General features: G+C 41.1%; 19 protein-coding genes. 8 read left to right on the forward strand and 11 right to left on the reverse strand.

From position 1 onward, the window contains the following. Positions 1-3: 3 nt before the first annotated feature. The 5 genes from BLP52_RS04420 to BLP52_RS04440 all read right to left on the reverse strand — a co-directional run bounded on the left by BLP52_RS04420 (position 4) and on the right by BLP52_RS04440 (position 4834). A complete protein-coding gene (locus BLP52_RS04420) occupies positions 4-363 on the reverse strand; it encodes a dihydroneopterin aldolase family protein (protein ID WP_091709019.1) in 360 nt (119 codons plus the stop codon). After that, the gene (locus BLP52_RS04425; RefSeq protein WP_162272935.1) at positions 338-1045 is read right to left on the reverse strand and encodes an archaetidylserine synthase; all 708 of its coding nucleotides are present in this window, start codon (positions 1043-1045) and stop codon (positions 338-340) included. The genes BLP52_RS04420 and BLP52_RS04425 overlap by 26 nt, the downstream gene beginning before the upstream one ends. 5 nt (positions 1046-1050) lie before the next feature. Continuing rightward, complete coding sequence (locus tag BLP52_RS04430) at positions 1051-1659, reverse strand: phosphatidylserine decarboxylase (RefSeq protein WP_091709022.1); 609 nt, start codon at positions 1657-1659, stop codon at positions 1051-1053. Further along, on the reverse strand, positions 1660-2475 hold the full coding sequence (gene artA, locus BLP52_RS04435) for an archaeosortase A (RefSeq protein ID WP_091709023.1): 816 nt from the start codon (positions 2473-2475) through the stop codon (positions 1660-1662). It lies immediately after the preceding gene. Positions 2476-2590: 115 nt separating this feature from the next. Then, positions 2591-4834: an amino acid permease gene (locus tag BLP52_RS04440; RefSeq protein ID WP_091709025.1), complete on the reverse strand. Its 2244-nt coding sequence runs from the start codon at positions 4832-4834 to the stop codon at positions 2591-2593. Positions 4835-4993: 159 nt separating this feature from the next. Between BLP52_RS04440 and BLP52_RS04445 the strand changes: the two genes are divergently transcribed. The 4 genes from BLP52_RS04445 (at position 4994) to priL (ending at position 7607) form a co-directional block, all read left to right on the forward strand. Next, complete coding sequence (locus BLP52_RS04445) at positions 4994-5410, forward strand: NUDIX domain-containing protein (protein ID WP_091709218.1); 417 nt, start codon at positions 4994-4996, stop codon at positions 5408-5410. Further along, positions 5388-5699 carry a transcription factor S gene (locus BLP52_RS04450; RefSeq protein WP_091709027.1) on the forward strand — a complete coding sequence of 104 codons (312 nt, stop codon included), beginning with the start codon at positions 5388-5390 and terminating at the stop codon, positions 5697-5699. Before BLP52_RS04445 ends, BLP52_RS04450 begins: the two co-directional genes overlap by 23 nt. A 102-nt stretch (positions 5700-5801) precedes the next feature. Beyond that, the gene (locus BLP52_RS04455; RefSeq protein WP_091709028.1) at positions 5802-6539 is read left to right on the forward strand and encodes a DNA polymerase sliding clamp; all 738 of its coding nucleotides are present in this window, start codon (positions 5802-5804) and stop codon (positions 6537-6539) included. A 3-nt stretch (positions 6540-6542) separates the two neighbouring features. Beyond that, positions 6543-7607, forward strand: coding sequence for a DNA primase regulatory subunit PriL (priL, locus tag BLP52_RS04460; protein ID WP_091709030.1), 1065 nt, complete (start codon positions 6543-6545; stop codon positions 7605-7607). 67 nt (positions 7608-7674) lie between these two features. On the opposite strand, the gene BLP52_RS14670 is transcribed toward priL, so the two are convergent. The 3 genes from BLP52_RS14670 to BLP52_RS04475 form a co-directional block, all read right to left on the reverse strand. After that, positions 7675-8250: a PEF-CTERM sorting domain-containing protein gene (locus BLP52_RS14670; RefSeq protein ID WP_091709032.1), complete on the reverse strand. Its 576-nt coding sequence runs from the start codon at positions 8248-8250 to the stop codon at positions 7675-7677. Positions 8251-8452: 202 nt separating this feature from the next. Next, positions 8453-9424 carry a PEF-CTERM sorting domain-containing protein gene (locus BLP52_RS04470; RefSeq protein WP_091709033.1) on the reverse strand — a complete coding sequence of 324 codons (972 nt, stop codon included), beginning with the start codon at positions 9422-9424 and terminating at the stop codon, positions 8453-8455. 271 nt (positions 9425-9695) lie between these two features. Then, positions 9696-11012, reverse strand: coding sequence for a cobyrinic acid a,c-diamide synthase CobB (locus BLP52_RS04475; RefSeq protein WP_091709035.1), 1317 nt, complete (start codon positions 11010-11012; stop codon positions 9696-9698). A gap of 89 nt (positions 11013-11101) precedes the next feature. Here BLP52_RS04475 and moaA point away from each other — a divergent pair, with 89 nt between their 5' ends. Continuing rightward, a complete protein-coding gene (gene moaA / locus BLP52_RS04480) occupies positions 11102-12016 on the forward strand; it encodes a GTP 3',8-cyclase MoaA (RefSeq protein ID WP_091709037.1) in 915 nt (304 codons plus the stop codon). Positions 12017-12029: 13 nt separating this feature from the next. Continuing rightward, positions 12030-12179 (forward strand): hypothetical protein, encoded by a 150-nt coding sequence (locus tag BLP52_RS14565; protein ID WP_202905724.1) that lies wholly within the window; start codon positions 12030-12032, stop codon positions 12177-12179. A 72-nt stretch (positions 12180-12251) separates the two neighbouring features. Here the strand turns inward: BLP52_RS14565 and surE are convergent, their stop codons facing one another. The 3 genes from surE to BLP52_RS04495 all read right to left on the reverse strand — a co-directional run bounded on the left by surE (position 12252) and on the right by BLP52_RS04495 (position 13992). After that, positions 12252-13040 carry a 5'/3'-nucleotidase SurE gene (gene surE, locus BLP52_RS04485; protein WP_394328625.1) on the reverse strand — a complete coding sequence of 263 codons (789 nt, stop codon included), beginning with the start codon at positions 13038-13040 and terminating at the stop codon, positions 12252-12254. Between the two features lie 165 nt (positions 13041-13205). After that, the gene (locus tag BLP52_RS04490) at positions 13206-13682 is read right to left on the reverse strand and encodes a hypothetical protein (RefSeq protein WP_238380717.1); all 477 of its coding nucleotides are present in this window, start codon (positions 13680-13682) and stop codon (positions 13206-13208) included. Positions 13683-13716: 34 nt separating this feature from the next. Continuing rightward, positions 13717-13992: a hypothetical protein gene (locus BLP52_RS04495; protein ID WP_238380718.1), complete on the reverse strand. Its 276-nt coding sequence runs from the start codon at positions 13990-13992 to the stop codon at positions 13717-13719. Between the two features lie 310 nt (positions 13993-14302). Between BLP52_RS04495 and alaS the strand changes: the two genes are divergently transcribed. Continuing rightward, positions 14303-17077 (forward strand): alanine--tRNA ligase, encoded by a 2775-nt coding sequence (gene alaS, locus BLP52_RS04500; RefSeq protein ID WP_091709040.1) that lies wholly within the window; start codon positions 14303-14305, stop codon positions 17075-17077. A 36-nt stretch (positions 17078-17113) separates the two neighbouring features. Then, positions 17114-18454, forward strand: a complete 1341-nt coding sequence (gene gvpD / locus BLP52_RS04505; RefSeq protein ID WP_091709042.1) for a gas vesicle protein GvpD P-loop domain-containing protein — start codon at positions 17114-17116, stop codon at positions 18452-18454. Positions 18455-18517: the final 63 nt, after the last annotated feature.

An 18517-nucleotide genomic window follows, 5' to 3' on the forward strand; every position in this document is an offset into this window, starting at 1 on the left:
TAATTAATATATCTTTTCTATTTTCATAAGCGGATAGTCAAGTTCTGTGTCAAATGCCAGGCTGACATCCACTTTTGCACTTTTAAACACTGCAGTGATTTTGACATCCAGCATGCGTCCTTCGAGTTCACAGTAGCCGTACTTGCCGTTAAGTTTGGAACTAATCATGTCTCTGTTGATAGAAACACTGATCTTCTCAACACAAGGTTGGACTGAAATACTTTCCTGTATTCCCTTTTCCAGACTATCAACTGTATCCAGATTAACCGGCGATCCTGTGAACTGGTGATAAAGAGCACCGAGTTTTATACCTGCTTCAAAAAGTACGTTGTCCCTGTCAGTTATCACTTCGTTTTCCTGCATAGTATGCCTCTTTGTTCTTCTTGATAATAGGTGAGATTATATAAATTGCCATGAGTCCTGAAAGCATTGATGCCATTAAGTGGGTATATTCGATGTTCACAAAGTATGAAATAATAGTCATGGCAAATATCAGTGTAAGTGGAACAAGTATGTTCTTATTTTTTGCTTTGAGGTATGTCACATTGCTGACCATGAGAAGTCCAAGTATGATGACCAGTACAGCCATTATGTAAGCATCAAAGAATCCATCGCCCATGAGCAGATATGATGATATGGCTATTCCACCGGCGGTTATCGGTAGGCCGCTGAATGAATTCATTCCCAGATGCATCGTGTTAAATCTCGCAAGTCTTAAAATGCCGCATATGAAATAGAATAACATTGCAGGAAGCAGAATATACTGTGCCTGTGTTTGAGCGGCAGATGAATATGTGATTATAACAGGGGCAGCACCAAATGAGATAACATCTGCAAGTGAGTCTAAGTTCCCTCCTATCTCGCTGGATGAGAATCTGCGGGCAATGTGGCCATCAGCGCCGTCAGCAATTGCGGCAATCAGTATGAGTAGCGGTGCCAGATAAGTAAAACCATCAAGTACAATTATAATGGCAATAACTCCACACAATGCATTCAGTAAAGTGACAAAATCAGGTAGTTTTAATGTATGGAGTATCTGGTTCACTTCCTTTATTTTATTCTGGCAATTACTGTTTCACCGGCAAACACGCGATCTCCTTTCTTTATCAGTATCTCAAAGTTTTCAGGAATTGTAACATCAACTCTTGATCCAAAGCGTATCATTCCAAAACGCTGCCCTTGTTTCAGGTGATCTCCTTCCTGAACATAGGAGACAATTCTGCGTGTGACGGTTCCTGCTATCTGTATTACTTCAACTATGCCATGTTCTGTTTCTATAAGTGTATGGCTTCTTTCGTTGCGGTGTGAGTCTTTGCAGAATGCAGGGATATATCCACCTTTTTTGTGTTCGATAGTGTGTATCTTTCCGGTAATTGGTAATCTGTTTACATGAACATTCTGGAAGTTCATAAAGATACAGATTTTTCTGTCCCTGATATCTACAATTCTGCCATCGGCAGGTGAGAGCATATGGCTGTCGTGTTCTTCTATTTTCCTTTCAGGGTCCCTGAAAAAGAATAAAAAGAAAATTGTTACTGAGAATGCAAGTACAGCAATCATTTCGGAATATGGTACTTTGTATAGCAGGTATGCACAGAAGCTTACCACACTTACAGTGATGGATGTTAATATCCAGGGAAAAGAACCTTTTGCAAGCATTTATTGGTTTCCTACTACTTTATAGAATAGCTTCTGAAAAAACCCGGTAACCAAAAACCAGATTCCTTCTATCAGGTCTACCAGTTCCGGAAGTATGCGCATGACAATGTAAGCGATTACAAATAATGCGATTCCTGATCCTATCTTTGCAATAGTGTGATGTGCTATTTCAAAACTTTCAGGACCAAACCACTGATATCCATAGGCTATAATTACAAAAACATCTCTTATTATATTTAAAATATATATGACGGGAACTGATACCATGAATGCTGTAGCAAGTCTTTTGATTGGCGCATTGACCGATGAGATCAAACCCATGAAAAGTGCTATACTCTCAATTGCTGTACATGCAAGGATTATCTCTACAGTGTATCCATTAAGTGTTATCTTATTCCAAGTTACAAGTTCAGCCGGAACATGAAGATATTGCAGGACCAGAAACACAGTATCTGTTACCTGTGATATTATCCATACGTTCAGAAATTCCATTTGTGCAAATGGGAAGTAGAACAGAGAACCAAGAGCAGTTGCACTTGTTGCCATTGTTGTGATGTCAGGTGATGGAATACTATCTTCCCTGTATTCTTTGAACATGGTGTATGCTATGATCAGGCAAACTATTCCCACAACTATTACCAGAGCTACATTGAAGTAATCTTTGATTTCCATATAATGTGCTGGTTGGTAGAACCAGTGTATGGAAAAGAATACCCATCCTGCCGCAGATAACATTCTGCGGGCCTTTACGTTTTTAGGAATTATTGATCCAAGCAGCATAAAAGCCACTGCAATCCATAGAACATTCTCGATCATCTAAGCACATCTTTAATAGGTATGGCTCCTATATATTGGATGTAGTCTATTAAGTTTTTGTTCCGTGCTTTTGTTTGAAACTGATCTTACAGAATTATAATTAATTTGTTTTTCTTCATGCAAGAGCGTTTTCTTCCCCAGAATCAAGAGCAAATAAGCACGATGAACCTGTATTTTCAACTGCTTTTCGAACAAAATCAAAGTCAATGTCTGGTTCCATGCTAAAAACATTAATCGAAGCACGTGGTGCATTGACAGTGCTGGATTCTATATCTCCAAGTAATATTTTTGTGTGGACATTTGGAATCCTTGCAAGTTCAGAAAGGTTTTCAAGATACTGTTCCGCTTTATAATTGTTGTACTGCTCTTTAACACAACTGATCATTTTAAGGGATGCTTTCCAGTTTTTCTTAAGTTTGTAAGCAATTAGAATAGCAAGATCTTGGTTTCCCAGGTCCATACTGATATCCCAATCCGGACTGCGGTCGTTAATCCAAAGGTTTACTGAGTTCTCTCTTCCGTAAACCGTTTCTGGATGAATTGCAAGCAACAATACTCCGATGTTGCGCTTTGAAGATTTTTGGATTATTTCCCGAAGTTTAGTTTCTCTTCCTTCAAAACTGCTCATATGTATAAAGAGCACTCTTGGCCGGAAAAATGATCCAGTGAGAGCTTCCATTCCGGCTATGAGGCTTTTATCAAATTCTTTTGTATCGATAAGCGTCCATGAGGAAAAAACTCCTCTATTACGGAAAGAATTTGTCAGATCAACAAGTCGTGAGGTGAATTTACTTTCTTCAACTTCTCCAGAAAGCCCAAGTATTTTGACAGAGCCTTTTGGATATGTAATGTCTTTTATGAGATTAAAAGCACCAGTCAATATGTTAGGATTTCTTACAGGTATTAGCAGGTTTGCTTTCCAGGTTCTTTCATTGGAAGGTGCTATTCGGTTACTTTGTTTTGCAGCCCATTCGGCTACAGCTACAAAAAGACCACTACGTACATCTCCAAAAGGTGCTTTAAGATGCTTTTTAAGAAGATATGCGTGGATTAACAAAACCACAATAAATGCAATTACAGTGAATGTCGGATTTACGATAACCATTACAAAGACGCATCCAATGGCACCAATTATGGATATTATCATTGGTATCTTGAACAGGGGTCTGAAACTAATCAGTTTCAGATTTTGCTCAATAAGTACAACAATATTGATCATTGCATATGTGATTAAAAAGAACATTGTTATTAGAGGTGCAATGGCATTTAGATCACGCAGCAGTAAAGCAAGAAATACAAGTGCACCGGTAAATATCATTGCATTTCTGGGTTCTCCTGAACCAGAACGTTTTGCAAACCAGTCACTTGCAGGAAGTATCTGATGGTTTGCAAGTGCCTGAAGGATTCTCGGGGCACCTACAATGGAAGACAGGGCAGAAGAAAAAGTAGCTCCCAGCAGACCGGCGACAATTAATTGTCCCCATACGGCTTTTTCTGCCATTATTGTATAATTGTTAAGGAGTTCATCTGTACTTGCAGAACTTGCAAGCCAGTAAGCTAGCAACAAGTATACTACAAGACTTAGGACTATGGCGGCAAGAGTCCCTAAAGGTATGCTCTTACGGGGATCTTTAAGTTCTCCTGACATATTTGCTCCTGCCATTATTCCTGTGGCTGCCGGGAAAAATACAGCAAAAACTCCCCAGAATCCTATTCCTGTAAATCCATTCTCAGGAGATCCTGAAAAAGATCCCCACCATGTAATTGATTCTTGCATGGATCCTGAGTAAGCAGCCCAAATTATGGAAGCGAAAGATGCGATGATAATGGCAAGTATTACATATTGTATTCTAAATGCCAGTGAAGCACTTATGTAGGCAACAATGAAAAGTATCGCAAAAGCTGCCAAATCAACAACTATGGGTGAATGATTTGGGAACATCCAGAGCCAGCCAGCGCGAAAACCAAATATGTACATTGCAACGGCAAGACTCTGGGAAATATACAGGGGAATCCCAATACTACCACCAACCTCAAGACCAAGAGATTGTGAGATTATTGAAAATGCTCCACCTGCTCCTATTCGTATATTAGTTGTAACGGATGATAGTGAAAGTGCTGTAGAGAGCGTAATCCCAAAAGCAATCAGTATTATCACCCAGGCACCTAAAAGGCCCGCATTACCAACAACCCATCCTTCCCTGAGATACATTATCACTCCCAGGATCGTCAACAAAGTTGGAATAAATACTCCTTCTACAGTTCCAAAGAGTTTTTTGCCAGGAACTATGCCTTTTTGCTCTTCAACTCTTTCCTGGAGATTCGCTTTCTGCCTTTCTTCATTATTTTCAGAATCCACCTACTAATCCCCTTATAAAGTTTTGACTTTCAATATTATAATATGTTGCCTGAAACATTCATGAAGCTATTGTGGATCAGCTAAGTTTTTGTGATTTAAGCGCATATTTAATATGGATTGCTTCCATAATTTCATTTTAAGCGTTGAATTTTGTTCCTTATGCCACCCAATACTCCAAAACTCACAGTTGATGCCGTAATCATCTTTAATGAAAAAATAGTTCTTATCCAGCGAAAAAATCCTCCTTTTCAGGGTAAATTTGCTCTTCCCGGAGGTTTTGTAGACATTGGTGAGACAACAGAAGAAGCTGTTGTGCGTGAGGTTCTTGAAGAAACAGGTCTTACAATAGAAATAGTTAAGTTACTTGGAGTATATTCTGAACCTTCGCGTGATCCCCGCGGGCACACGGTGAGTGTAGTGTACCTGACTATGGGGGATGGTGTACCAAGAGCAAATTCGGATGCCAGGGCGGTGCAATTGTTCAGCCTTTCGGATATACCGCAAATGGCATTTGACCATAACTTAATAATAGATAATGCGAGAAGTGATATTTATGGAATTTTGTCCCGAATGTAAAAGTATGATGTTCCCTTCAGGTGATTCATTTAAGTGCAGAAAATGTGGTTTTGTAAAGGGAAAGCAAAGTTCTGAGGCACTTGTGTCAAAAGAATCCAGGGAAAAAAGGGATGTCACTGTGCTTGAAGGCAATGTGGATCAGGGTCTTCCTACAACCACTGTAAGATGTGAGGAATGTGGTCACAACATCGCATATTGGTGGTTGCGTCAACTTAGATCCGCTGATGAATCAGAGACACGTTTCTTCAAATGTACAAAGTGTGGCTGTACCTGGCGTGAATACGACTAAAGATATCTGATACTTTTCTTAGTTTTGGATATTTAAAAGAAAACTTATATTACTTATTAGATATAATGACCTAAAAATTCAATATATTGGTGGCGAATCCAGATGTTCAAGGCAACTATTGATGCAGATATTTTAAAGACTGCAATTGAAACTCTTTCGGTTCTTGTTGATGAAGCACGTTTCAGGATATCTCCTGAGGGCATAGTTGTAAGGGCTGTAGACCCTGCAAATGTGGCCATGGTAAGTTTTGATCTTAGCTCAAGTGCTTTTGACGAGTTCAATGCTGATGATTCCGAGATAGGTATGGACCTGTCAAAGATCAATGATATTTTCAGTGTTGCGGGCAGGGATGAAAAAGTTGTCATGGAACTTGATGAGATGTCTCAGAAGATGTCACTCCACCTTGGTGGCCTTTCATATACCCTTGCCTTGCTTGACCCTTCAACCATCAGGGCAGAACCAAGGATCCCACAGTTAGAGTTGCCTGCTGAGGTTGTCCTTAATGGAAAGGACCTCCAAAGGGCTGTAAAAGCTGCCGAGAAGATCAGTGACCATATGCTTCTGGGCATTGATGAGGATGTATTCTACATGGAAGCTGAAGGTGACACCGACCGTGTTCGTCTTGACATGGCCCGTGACAGTCTTATTGACCTTAAATCAGGTGAGGCACGTTCACTTTTCTCACTGGATTACCTGTCTGATATAGTCAAACCTGCTTCACGTTCCAATGAAGTTACCGTTGAGCTTGGAAAGGACTTCCCTGTGAAGATCAGTTTCACCATTGCAAACGGAGCAGGTAAGGTAGGTTATCTTCTGGCCCCAAGGATCGAATCTGACTGATCTATGGATGAAAAAGACTTTGCACTATATCCTTACATTTCCGGGGCATCAGCACACGTAAAGAGCCTCGGGATATCCCTTGACCGCCTGGTTACTTCCAGAGCCATGGAATCAGCGCGAATCCGTGGCAAGGAACGTGTCATGCAGGCGATTGAAGGTGAGCTGTTCAAGCCTTCTCTTTCTGTATCAGATGAGCAGAAGATATTGCTGGAACTGCTTTCCTATCCTTTTTCAAGAATACTTGTTTCGTGTATCGATGATTCTTTCCTGATCCGCAGGTATTGTCTTGCAGAAGCTGTTGCCTCATACAAACTACTGAAAACTACAGGTTTTGACTTCCTTGAGGCTTTTGCATCCGATTTTTCAGTATATCCTGACAGAAGTGATTCAGGGTTTAAGCTGCATTTCACTTCATATATCAGAATGGCAAGTTCCCTTAAGGCTATTGAATGGAAACTTGTTAACAGAAAACTTCATCGTGGAAATGTGAATGTTTCAAAAGAGGAATTCTCCCGTCTTTTACAGGAGCTTATCAAGGAACGTGTTGAACACAATCTGCCTATGCCTGTGAATGAAGAGCTTGTACAGTCCTGTGAGCCTTATCTTGCAGACATACGGGAATTGCTTGAAGAAAGAAAGAGCACTTTCGGTGATTCTGAATTCGAATCGGTTGAAACCGATCTTTTCCCTCCATGCATTACACAAGCCATAGCTAATACCCAGGCAGGTGTGAACCTTGCTCATTCCATGAGGTTTGCCATGACTGCTTTCTTGTTGACTATAGGCATGACCGTGGATGACATTATGAATCTTTTCACCGCATCACCTGATTTTGATATTGAAAAGGCTCGGTATCAAATAGAGCACATTGCAGGTTCTTCAGGCACTCATTACAAACCGCCTTCATGTTCGACAATGCAGACCTACGGTAACTGCTATGCTCCTGATGATATGTGCAAGAAAATAAGTCATCCTCTTAATTATTACAGCCGCAAGGTCTGGTTCAGGAAAAGAGATGCTCAAAAGGCAACTGGAAACGCTGGTCCTGGGAAGACTTCAGAAGAATGATGTTTTATTTGATTTTATAAAAAAAGAATATGTGGGACATTATTTGTCCCGGTTGATGATTTTCAAATTATTCCTTTCTGCGCTGCATGAAGAATGCAAGTCCGATAATTGCTGCTACGGGTATTGCAATTGTTGGGAATTCAGGAATTTCTTCTGGGCATGGTTTGATTGTTGCTGTGAAACATCCGGTTACAGGTATTTCCATATTAACTGTGTAAACAGTGCCTGTTGCAGGTGCAGCAGGTAGGGTTATGTAATTTCCATTACTTTTAGTCAAAACCATGTTCCCTTCAAAATAATTGCCACCCATGCATGTTCCGTTTGCAAAAAGCTCTATCGTATTTTCATCAAGCATTGTTACCATGCATGTGTCAAGCACAACACCCGGACCACTGTTGATATCCTTAAATTCTTGAACTGTGATAACAGTTCCGGATTTGCATACTTTTGCATATACATCTAAATGAAATGATGTTGGGGCAACTTGCTGAATTGGTGCTGAAGCAACTTGTGGGACAATTTGGTATTCTCCAACTAAGTTAACACAATAACAACCATCTTCAAGTTCTGTCTGTGCGCTTGCTGCCTGTGTCATTGAGAGTAACAACGCTACAAGAATTATCATAATACTTAATTTTCTCATATAGTACCACCTAAATTATTTTCTAGTTTGTATTTATTGCAACAGATACATTTGCAATAATGTTTAACTGTAGTAGTGTACTTCCTGTACATAAATATTGCTAAATATATCAGCATTTTTCAATATGGTATGCAGACTATATTTGCACACAGATTACAAAAATAAAAAACAGACGCAGGAATGCCTGCGCATGTATTTAGGCCTAGTTCTTTCTGCGCTGTATCACTAATGCCAATCCTATAATAGTAGCAATAGGGAGGACTATCGTTGGAAACTCTGGTACTTCATTTTGCCCACATTCACCTATGTCCAGTGTAAAATCTCCAGTGAGATCATATTGTGAGTACCCACCTGTTGGAAGTGGTATTCTTACATATCCGGAACTCGATGATATACTGAAGTCACATGCTTTTATCAGCATCTCACCGTAGAATGGGTATCCCATATTGCAAGTCCCTGTTGCGGTTACTTTTATAATTCCTGTGTCTTCGTCCAGTATCGCTACTACATTCAGACTTCCTTCGTCAATTTCAGGGTAACTTCCTGTAGTATCTACGTTTGTTATCCTTATTATTCCACTATTGAAGTCTGCCTGTATGTTTGCTTTAAGCTTGAATATGCCTTGTATATCCTGTGAACAATAGGTTCCTTCTAAGGTTCCACAGTAGGTACCATCAGGTAGTTGCTCGCAGCATTGTTCCACATTCAGAGTAAAATCCCCAATAAGGTCATATTGTGTGTATTCACTTATTGAGAGTGGTACCCTTACGTATCCTGAATTGGATTTTATACTGAAGTCACATGGATCTATAATCATTTCTCCATAGAATGGATAGCCCATTCCACATTTTCCTGTGGCAACGACTTTAATGAATCCGTTTTTCTCAAAAGTTGCAATAACATTCAAGTTACTTTCATCAATTGAGGGATTGCTACCACTTGTATCTATATTTGTGATAGTTATCATCTGGCTTTGAAGGTCAGCTTTAAAGTCAGCTTTTAGAACAAACGTTGCCTCGTATAATGGATGCTCTTTTTTTACGTCAGGTGTGTATGTTCCACTTAACGTTCCGCAGTATGTTCCATCATTAGGAAGGCACTGTTTCGCACTCGTATTAGCAATTGATAATAAAAGTATCAATGCAAGTACAGTTATTAAATTTAATTTCTTCACTCTACCACCATTGGCTATTATATATTAACAAATTATTTATATCTCAATATACTTCTGTCATATCTTTGCAATGATAGTATTTTCATAACTCTTGTATAAATATTTACCGAAAATGTACAGTATATTGTTACTTTTATATCTTCTTCCCATTGAATTTCATGTATTATGATGCTGAAAAAGTACAAGAATCATTCACTCTTCTGCTTTAGTGAGATGTGAATATCAGGAATAAAATATAGAAAAAAAGAAATAATAAGCACTTTAGTGAAAATTATCTCTTGCTATATTCCCTGCATTTTTCAACAAAACTCTTCACAGGAAATGTTGCAGGATGTGCATGAGTATAACTTGCAAGTGAGTTGTGCTCGGTAAGTCCGTCCTTACCATTGACAATTCCTTTTCCTCTTTTCATCTCGTAAGCAAGTTTAGCATCGTTGTCACAGTAAGTTGCAGAGTAATGGAACTCATGTCCTCGAATAATTCCTTTGACAAAGTCACCGTTTGCGATTCCTTCAGTGTAGCCGAGTGCCTGGAGTTTTTTGGTCTGGACAGTTTCAGCAGGCAGCACATCAGCCATCTTGTATACTGTCCCATCTATCTCATAGGATGTGGACATATATTGCAAGCCGCCACATTCTCCATATATGGGCATACCTTCGGCTGAGAGGTCTTTGAGCACTTTTGTTGTTTTAGACTTCTCAAGCTCTGAAATGTAAAGCTCAGGGTAGCCTCCTCCAAAGTAGAATCCATCCACGTCCGGAAGCTCTCCTTTCATCGGGCTGAAAAACTCGATTTCTGCACCTGAATTTCTAAATGCATCGAACATGTCCTGATAGTAAAAACAGAATGCACTGTCGTATGCAATACCAATTTTCAGGTCAGCCTCGATTTCCTCTTCCTTTACAGGTGCTTCAAAGTCAGGTGCTGTTTTAGAAAGCTCGATTATAGCATCAAGGTCTATGTTCTCTTCAATGAAGGCAGCCAGGCTTTCAGTATCGAAATCCAGTTCATCTGCCATGTATAACCCAAGATGTCGGGAAGGCACAGTAACGTCCTTGTTACGTGGCAGTGTTCCGACAACCGGGATGTCAGGTATTGAATCTATGATCATCTGTGCATGTCTTGGACTTCCAACCTTGTTCAATATCACGCCAGCGATTTTAACATCCGGATCGAACTGGGAAAATCCCTTGACAATAGCTGCGGCACTTCTTGACATTCCATGTACATTCACGATCAATATTACGGGAATTCCAAGTGATTTGGCGACATGTGCGGAACTTGCTATCTCAGTAGCTCCCATTCCATCAAAGAGTCCCATAACTCCTTCTACGATGTTGATATCTGCTTTTTCAGAATGCTTTGAAAAGGTGTTTCTTACGCCATCAATTTGCATCATGAATGTATCGAGGTTCCTTGATGGCTTGCCGCAAATAGCAGTGTGATATGTAGGATCGATGTAATCTGGTCCGACCTTAAAAGGCTGAACTTCCATCTCTCTTTTTTTAAGGGCAGCCATAATGCCCATGGAAACTGTCGTTTTTCCAACTCCACTGTTGGTACCTGCAAGCAACACCGCATTTGTCATGGAGTTTATTGTGTATAGTTCGGATATATGTATTATTCCCTCGGGAGAGGATTCAAAACGATTAAATAAATAACGTATATCTAAGTACTATGTCTTCCCCGGAAACAACAGAACTTCTTACAGATTCTTATGGACGCACAGTCAGAAGTCTGAGGATGTCTGTAACTGACCGCTGCAATCTGAATTGCATCTACTGTCATAATGAAGGTCATATTGGTCATAACAAAGAAATGTCAGTGGATACTATTGTTAATATAGTGGAAGTAGGGTCTCGTTTTGGAATAAACAGGCTGAAGATCTCCGGTGGTGAACCACTTCTTAGAAAAGACCTTGAAGAAGCACTTATGCGTCTTCCGGAAATGCGGGATGTTTCCATGACTACCAATGCTGTTCTGCTTAAAGGCAGGGCATCGTCTCTTAAAGATGCAGGTCTTGACAGGGTCAATATAAGTCTTGACACTCTGAACCCTGATAAGTATCACACTATTACTAACTGCGGAAAGGGAATTTTTGATAAGGTTCTTGACGGGATACATGAGGCAGTGGATGTTGGCCTTACTCCGGTCAAACTCAATATGGTCCTTCTCAAAGACCTTAACGACAATGAGATCAAGGACATGCTGGAGTTTACACGCGAATATAACGGGGATGTGATCTTGCAATTGATCGAGCTTATGGACTTCCGGGATCTTCCGCAGTACAGGATAAATGCCAACGAAGTTGAACGCTCACTAATGTCCGTATCTTCTGATGTAAAGGTGCGTGAGCTACATAAAAGGAAAAAGTATATTATCAATGGTGCAGAAGTCGAATTTGTCAGACCGGTTGATAATACTGAATTCTGTGCTAATTGTAATCGTTTAAGAGTCACAGCAGGCGGAAAACTGAAGCCCTGTCTTCTGGTAAGTGATAATATGGTTGATGTCTCTGAAGCCAGTGTTGAAGAGTTACCCGATCTCTTCAGGCTTGCTGTCAGCAGGCGTGTGCCGTTCTGTAAAAGTTGAAGGAGTAGTAAAAATGGAAGTCGTACTTACAGTAGATGGAAAGGATATTGAGATCAATCATTTCGTGCAGTCCATACTTGGCAGCACTGTCATTGGAGCAGTCACAACACTTCATGGTGTTGAAGATGATTGCAGGGAAGTCGTAATAAAAGTAAAACAGTAGTTCCTGAAATAGTGTCAGGAACCATTTTGTCGTTTTTAAGTTTCTGTGTTTTTTGACCTTATCTCAATTATCTTATAACAGATGCTCTATTTCTGAGAAATCGATAGGTGATGTTGCGTCAAGTGATATGGGTGTCACTGAAACATTTCCATTGTTCATTATGGCATGAACGTCGGTGCCCTGTTCTTCTTCAACCAGCAAGTCTCCTGCAATCCAGTAATATGGTCTGCCTCTGGGATCATGTCTTTCTTCAACATCGGTCTTGAAGAACTTCCTGGCCAGACGTGTGATCTCAATGTCAGGATCATCTTCTGCATGGTGGGGTATGTTCACGTTAAGCAGGTCAACATTTTCGGGTAGTCCATGTTCCAGAACTTTCTTTGCAATCCTGTTTACAACTTTAATGGCAACATTATAGTCATGCTTGAAATTCCTGTTGTCATCAAATTTATCTCCTTCTTCCATGACCTGTATGGAAGCAGCAATTGCAGGGATCCCATAACTTGCACCTTCCAGTGCCGCACCTATCGTGCCTGATGTGGTAATAGTGTCAGTACTGATATTTTCTCCGATATTGAATCCTGAGAGGATAAGATCGGGCATTTGTTTCATGACTGCAAAAATTCCCAGTATCACAGAATCTGTAGGTGTGCCTGCAACTGCGTTGACATCTATTCCTTTGATCGTTGTCTGTGTTATCCTGAGCGGCTCAAAGATGGAGATGGATCTTCCAACACCACTTTGCTGAGTCATGGGTGCGGATACTGTCACATCTCCAAGGTCTGAAACACTTTTCCAGGCAGCATGTATGCCTGTGGAATAAACGCCATCGTCGTTGGTAACTAGTATCTTTTTTGACATGTCTTTATCAATTGCTTGGCAATGCCTTAAAACTAATCCCTTGATGCAGTCTGAATTAGGATTTTGTTCAATATCTTAAGAAACAGCTACAGATAAGAAAATCTTCTGTGGATCCTAATATAAATAAAAAAGGTAAGATTGGAGGTGATATGAACTTATGTTGATTCATACATTTGCGTAAATTTTGTCTTTTCTTTGTGATGTAGTGGCAAATCCTTCCTGTTCAGACATATCGGCAAGTGCCTTGACTTCTTCCAGAACTTCGATTTTATCACTCATCTCATCGAGGGTGAAGATCATTTTTTCAATGGCTTTGTTCTCTTCAGTACTCAGGCAGGGGCTATCCTTTACTATTTCCAGTAATATTGATGCATCATCTATTACCTGTGCCAGAATTGTCCGGTCCATGTATGATTTAGCGGTTTCAGAATCACCGCCTGACAGGGTTGAGTTGAATTCATTGAGCTGTTCCTCAAACAATCCAATATCGTAGTGTGCGCTTCTGAATATTTTTTTAACATAATCTTCCCTATAGACCTGTTTTGAGTTTTTCAATACTTTCAGAAGTTTTTTGTAGTTCATGTTTTTCACCCTGAGGCTGGATGCAGGTACCTTTCCCTCATCCCATGCAAATTTCGTCACGTAAGGTCCTGCTACTTATAATTGGAAAGCTAGTTTACTGGATCGTTGCCTCATTCCCAAGATTGTGTCTGATTGTTTCAACAGGCATTACTCTGTTAAAGTGTGCATCTGAGAACTGTCCGCCATTCACATCATATTCCCGTTCGATGTCAATTCCATAATCTTCGTCCATTTCCTCGATTATAGGATCGCACAGGTATACTTGCAGGCTGCCACTTTCATCCATGAATACGGATGGTCTGACTCCTGTATTGTTATATTCTTCAACTAGTCCTCTGAATACTAATGACATATAGCGCATTGATTCCATCGGTCATCACCAATAACTCATTTTTATGGTCATACATTTAAACGTAATGTATTGTTTTTTCATACTGTGTACAGAATATCTCCTATCTATGTTCATAAATTGCAAATTTTTGTGTTCGTGATTTGTCGATAAAAAGCAACAATAGAAATTATTCTATATGTATATTTATATTATCATTTATATACTGCATTATGTAGCACTCATGTTAAGCTATCTCTGATAAGAAACGTTTTTAATCATTGATGCGATAGTTGGAAGAATAAATCTGACTATATTACTTAACTAAAACAATCATCCAGTTGGAATATTTATGCTTGAAGACGAATATCAGCTTGATTATTTTTTAGAGAATGGATTCGTTCGCAAACAGTGCTCTAAATGTGGAAAACATTTCTGGACCCGTGATCTTGAAAGGGTCACGTGTGGAGATGCGCCATGCGATCCATACTCATTTATCGGTAATCCTGTATTTAAGAAACAGTTCGACCTTGCGGAAATGCGTGAGTATTATTTGAACTTCTTTGAAGAAAGAGGTCATACAAGGCTTGAAAGATACCCTGTTATCGCAAGGTGGAGAGATGACATCTATCTGACCATTGCATCAATAGCGGATTTTCAGCCATTTGTAACCTCCGGACAGGTGCCACCACCCGCAAATCCTTTGACAATCTCCCAGCCATGCATCCGTCTTTCTGACCTTGATGCAGTAGGCAGGAGTGGCCGCCACCTTACCACATTTGAAATGATGGCTCACCATGCCTTCAATAAAAAAGGTGAGGAGATCTACTGGAAAGATCACACAGTAGAATTATGTGATGAACTTTTCAATTCCCTTGGTGTAGATCCAATGGCAGTGACCTATAAAGAGGAACCATGGGCAGGCGGAGGAAATGCAGGTCCGTGTGTTGAGGCTCTTATTGGAGGTCTTGAAGTTGCAACTCTTGTGTTCATGGACCTTAAGCAGTCAAAGGATGGCGATATTTCCATCAAGGGTGAGAACTACAAGAAGATGGACAACTACATTGTGGACACAGGTTACGGTCTTGAAAGGTTTGTATGGGCCTCCAAAGGTTCCCCTACAATATATGACGCAGTCTTCCCGAACATTGTTAATGAGCTCATGGGCCTTGCTGGTGTTAACCATGAACTTGACAATTCTGAATATGCTAATATCCTTGCCCAGAACGCCCGCCTTGCAGGTCTTATGGACGTAAGTGAGAAGGCCAATCTCTTTGAGCTGAGAAAACAGGTTGCTTCCAGCATTGGTACAACCGTGGAGAAACTCTCATCCATCATGGAGCCAGTTGAGACTGTATACGCTATTACTGACCACACACGCTGTCTGACATTTATGCTTGCTGACGGTGTCATTCCTTCCAATGTAAAGGCAGGATATCTTGCAAGACTTGTACTGCGCAGGACTCTCAGGATGATGAAGGACATGGGAATTTCAGTACCATTGTCTGATATTGTAAGGATGCATATCAACAACCTGCCGGAGTATCCTGAATTTGAGGAGAAGTTTGATGTTATCCAGGACATCCTTGAGCACGAGGAGCGCAAGTTCGCAGAAACTCTCGAACGTGGAAAGCGCATGATACAGAAGTCCGCCAAGCACTACAAGGAATCTGGAGAGAACATGCCTCTTGAAAGCATTATCGAGATGTATGACAGTCACGGCATTCCACCTGAGATCTCAAAAGAAGCAGCATCCGAGGTCGGTGTGGCTGTGGATTTGCCTGATAACTTCTATTCACTTGTTGCCGAAGGGCACAGCAAGGCCGAAGCAAAAGAAGAAAAAGTCTTCCCATACGCAGAAAGAGTTGCCAAGCTTCCAAAGACCAAGAAACTGTTCTATGACGAACCTACCAGGATGAACTTTGAGGCAGTTGTCCTTGATGTATTTGACAATCATGTAGTACTTGACAGTACACTGTTCTATCCGGAAGGCGGTGGACAGCCTGCTGACCATGGTACTATGGTAATTGAGGATGTTGTTCACAATGTTATTGATGTACAGGGTGTCGATGGTGTTGTTGTTCACATAATCGAAGAATCTGAAGAGGAGTTCCACATTAAGAAGGGCGACATGATTCAGGGACATGTGGATGAAGAACGTCGTATGGCGCACGCATGTCACCACACTGCAACTCATATTGTCAATGATGCCGCACGTAAGGTACTTGGTGATCATGTGTGGCAGGCCGGTGCTCAGAAATTCGTGGACCGCGCGCGTCTTGACATCTCACACTACAAGCGCATTTCACAGGAAGAACTCAATCAGATAGAACTGATAGCCAACCGTACTGTCATGGAGAACCAGCGTGTTTCTGCGGAATGGATGGACAGGATCGATGCTGAGAAGAAATATGGTTTCGGACTGTATCAGGGAGGTGTCCCGCCTGGAAAGATCATCCGTGTGCTCAAGGTTGCCGATGACATTGAAGCATGTGCAGGTACTCACTGTACCAGTACCGGACTTGTCGGTCCTATCAAGATGCTCAAAACAGAACGTGTTCAGGACGGTGTTGAGCGTATTGAGTACGCAGCAGGTCTTGCAGCCGTCAGGGCAACACAGGAAATGGAATCCTATCTTGGCCAGGCAGCAGATGCGCTCCGTGTCAGGCCAGAACATCTTCCATCTACAATTGATCGTTTCTTCAATGAATGGAAAGAGTTCAAGAAAGAGAACCAGAGGCTCAAGGAAGACCTTGCACATGTTCATGTGCTCCAGATGGCTAATGAGGCTGTCAATATCGCAGACATGCGCCTTGTAGCAAAATGCATACCTAATGCAGACATTGATGAGCTTGTCAAGATTGCCGGTGAGCTGACAACAAGCAAAGATATGGTTGTTCTTCTGGCAAGTGACGCAGGTGGCGTCAAGATAGTAGGTGCCGCAGGTGAAGATGCACTTAAGGCCGGAGCCGACGCCGGGAAGATTGTCAGAACCATGTCCCAGGTAGTTGGTGGCGGTGGTGGCGGAAAGCCTGCTATGGCCCGTGGTGGTGGTGTTGATGTCACTAAGATCGATGATGCACTTGCCACAGGACAGAGTCTCCTTGATGAGCAATTAAATAATTAGATATGTATATATATCTGTAAATTGTAACACACCAGTATGATACCTGGTGAGGTCAAAGAGTTCTTTTCATCCCAGTATGGAAAGTCCCTTCTCGTAAAGGGGCAGCCCGGTACTGGGAAAACTACTTTTGTCTTTGGAGTTCTTGATGAGATATGCCCCGAAGGCAATTGTGTTTATATTTCACCACGCATTGACAAATCCTCTGATTATGGAAATTATCCCTGGATTGAAGGTGATTTCAACAATAATGAAGATTTCCTGCGTATGCTGGCATCCCGTATAAAAGTTATATGGGAATCAAGTGACACTAAACCGGTTATTGTTGTTGATTCAATAGATTCTCTGAGCATTGCGACAACACGTTCTTCTGATTGGGAAAGCAACAAGTTTGAGCTTGAGCGTTTGCTCTTTGATTTTTCACGCAAGGTCAATGCTGATCTGATAATGATTACCGAACAGGCTAGCGTTACATCTCTCGATTATCTTGTTGATGGTGTGCTGTTCCTTGAGATATCAGAGGTCTTTGGACGTGACATAAGAAAAATAAACCTGCTCAAGATACGTGGGGTTGAACTTTCACAATCAAGGTATCCATTTACACTTGATGGGGGCCATTTCAGAAGCTTTGAGCCTTTTACGGTTTCATATCCTGAACAGACGCAGATCCCTCATCCAATTTCTGATCCAGAGGAGAGCAGGATCTCGACCGGGATCCATGATTTTGACGAGATACTTACCGGTGGATATCAGAAAGGAAGTTTCAATCTCTTTGAGATCACAAGCGGTGTTGGTGATTCATTCTACAGTCTGCTGTTACCTACATTCATAAACCATCTCAAACTTGGTCGTGGTCTTCTCAGTATGCCTACGGAAGGTACCAGTGTCGAGACAGAAAAGCGCATGATATCTCCGTTTACAGGAGATGATCATTTCCATGGTCAGTTTGTGGGATTTGAAATTCGTGACCTTAAAGGCAGGATTCCTGCATACATAGAGCCGTTCTCAGGTAATGTCTATAAAGACATGGACATTTTCCACAAGGCTAAGAACGAGATTCTACGTCAGTATGGTTCACCTGTCCTGGACTATATAGGCCTTGACAGTATGGAATACAACTACGGATGGGAAAACATCGGCTCTATCATAGGGCAGATGGCATCCATCACAAAGACAACTGATAATGTTGTCCTTGCGGTTACGAAATATGGTCAGCGGATCACTGAATCAGTGGCGCATATGGCCACAACTCACTGGAAATTTGAAAATGTTGACAAGACCCTTGTTGTGTATGGTGTGGTGCCAAAAACCGGTATTTTCGCTGTTCAAATGGAATTTGTTTCAGGTTATCCGCAGGTTAGCCTCATTCCTATGAAATGAACAATTTACGTGCCGTAAGTACATTATCTTCCCAAACATTAATAAGAAAATAAAACTAATATT

The organism is Methanolobus vulcani (genome assembly GCF_900100715.1).
Taxonomy (GTDB): domain Archaea; phylum Halobacteriota; class Methanosarcinia; order Methanosarcinales; family Methanosarcinaceae; genus Methanolobus; species Methanolobus vulcani.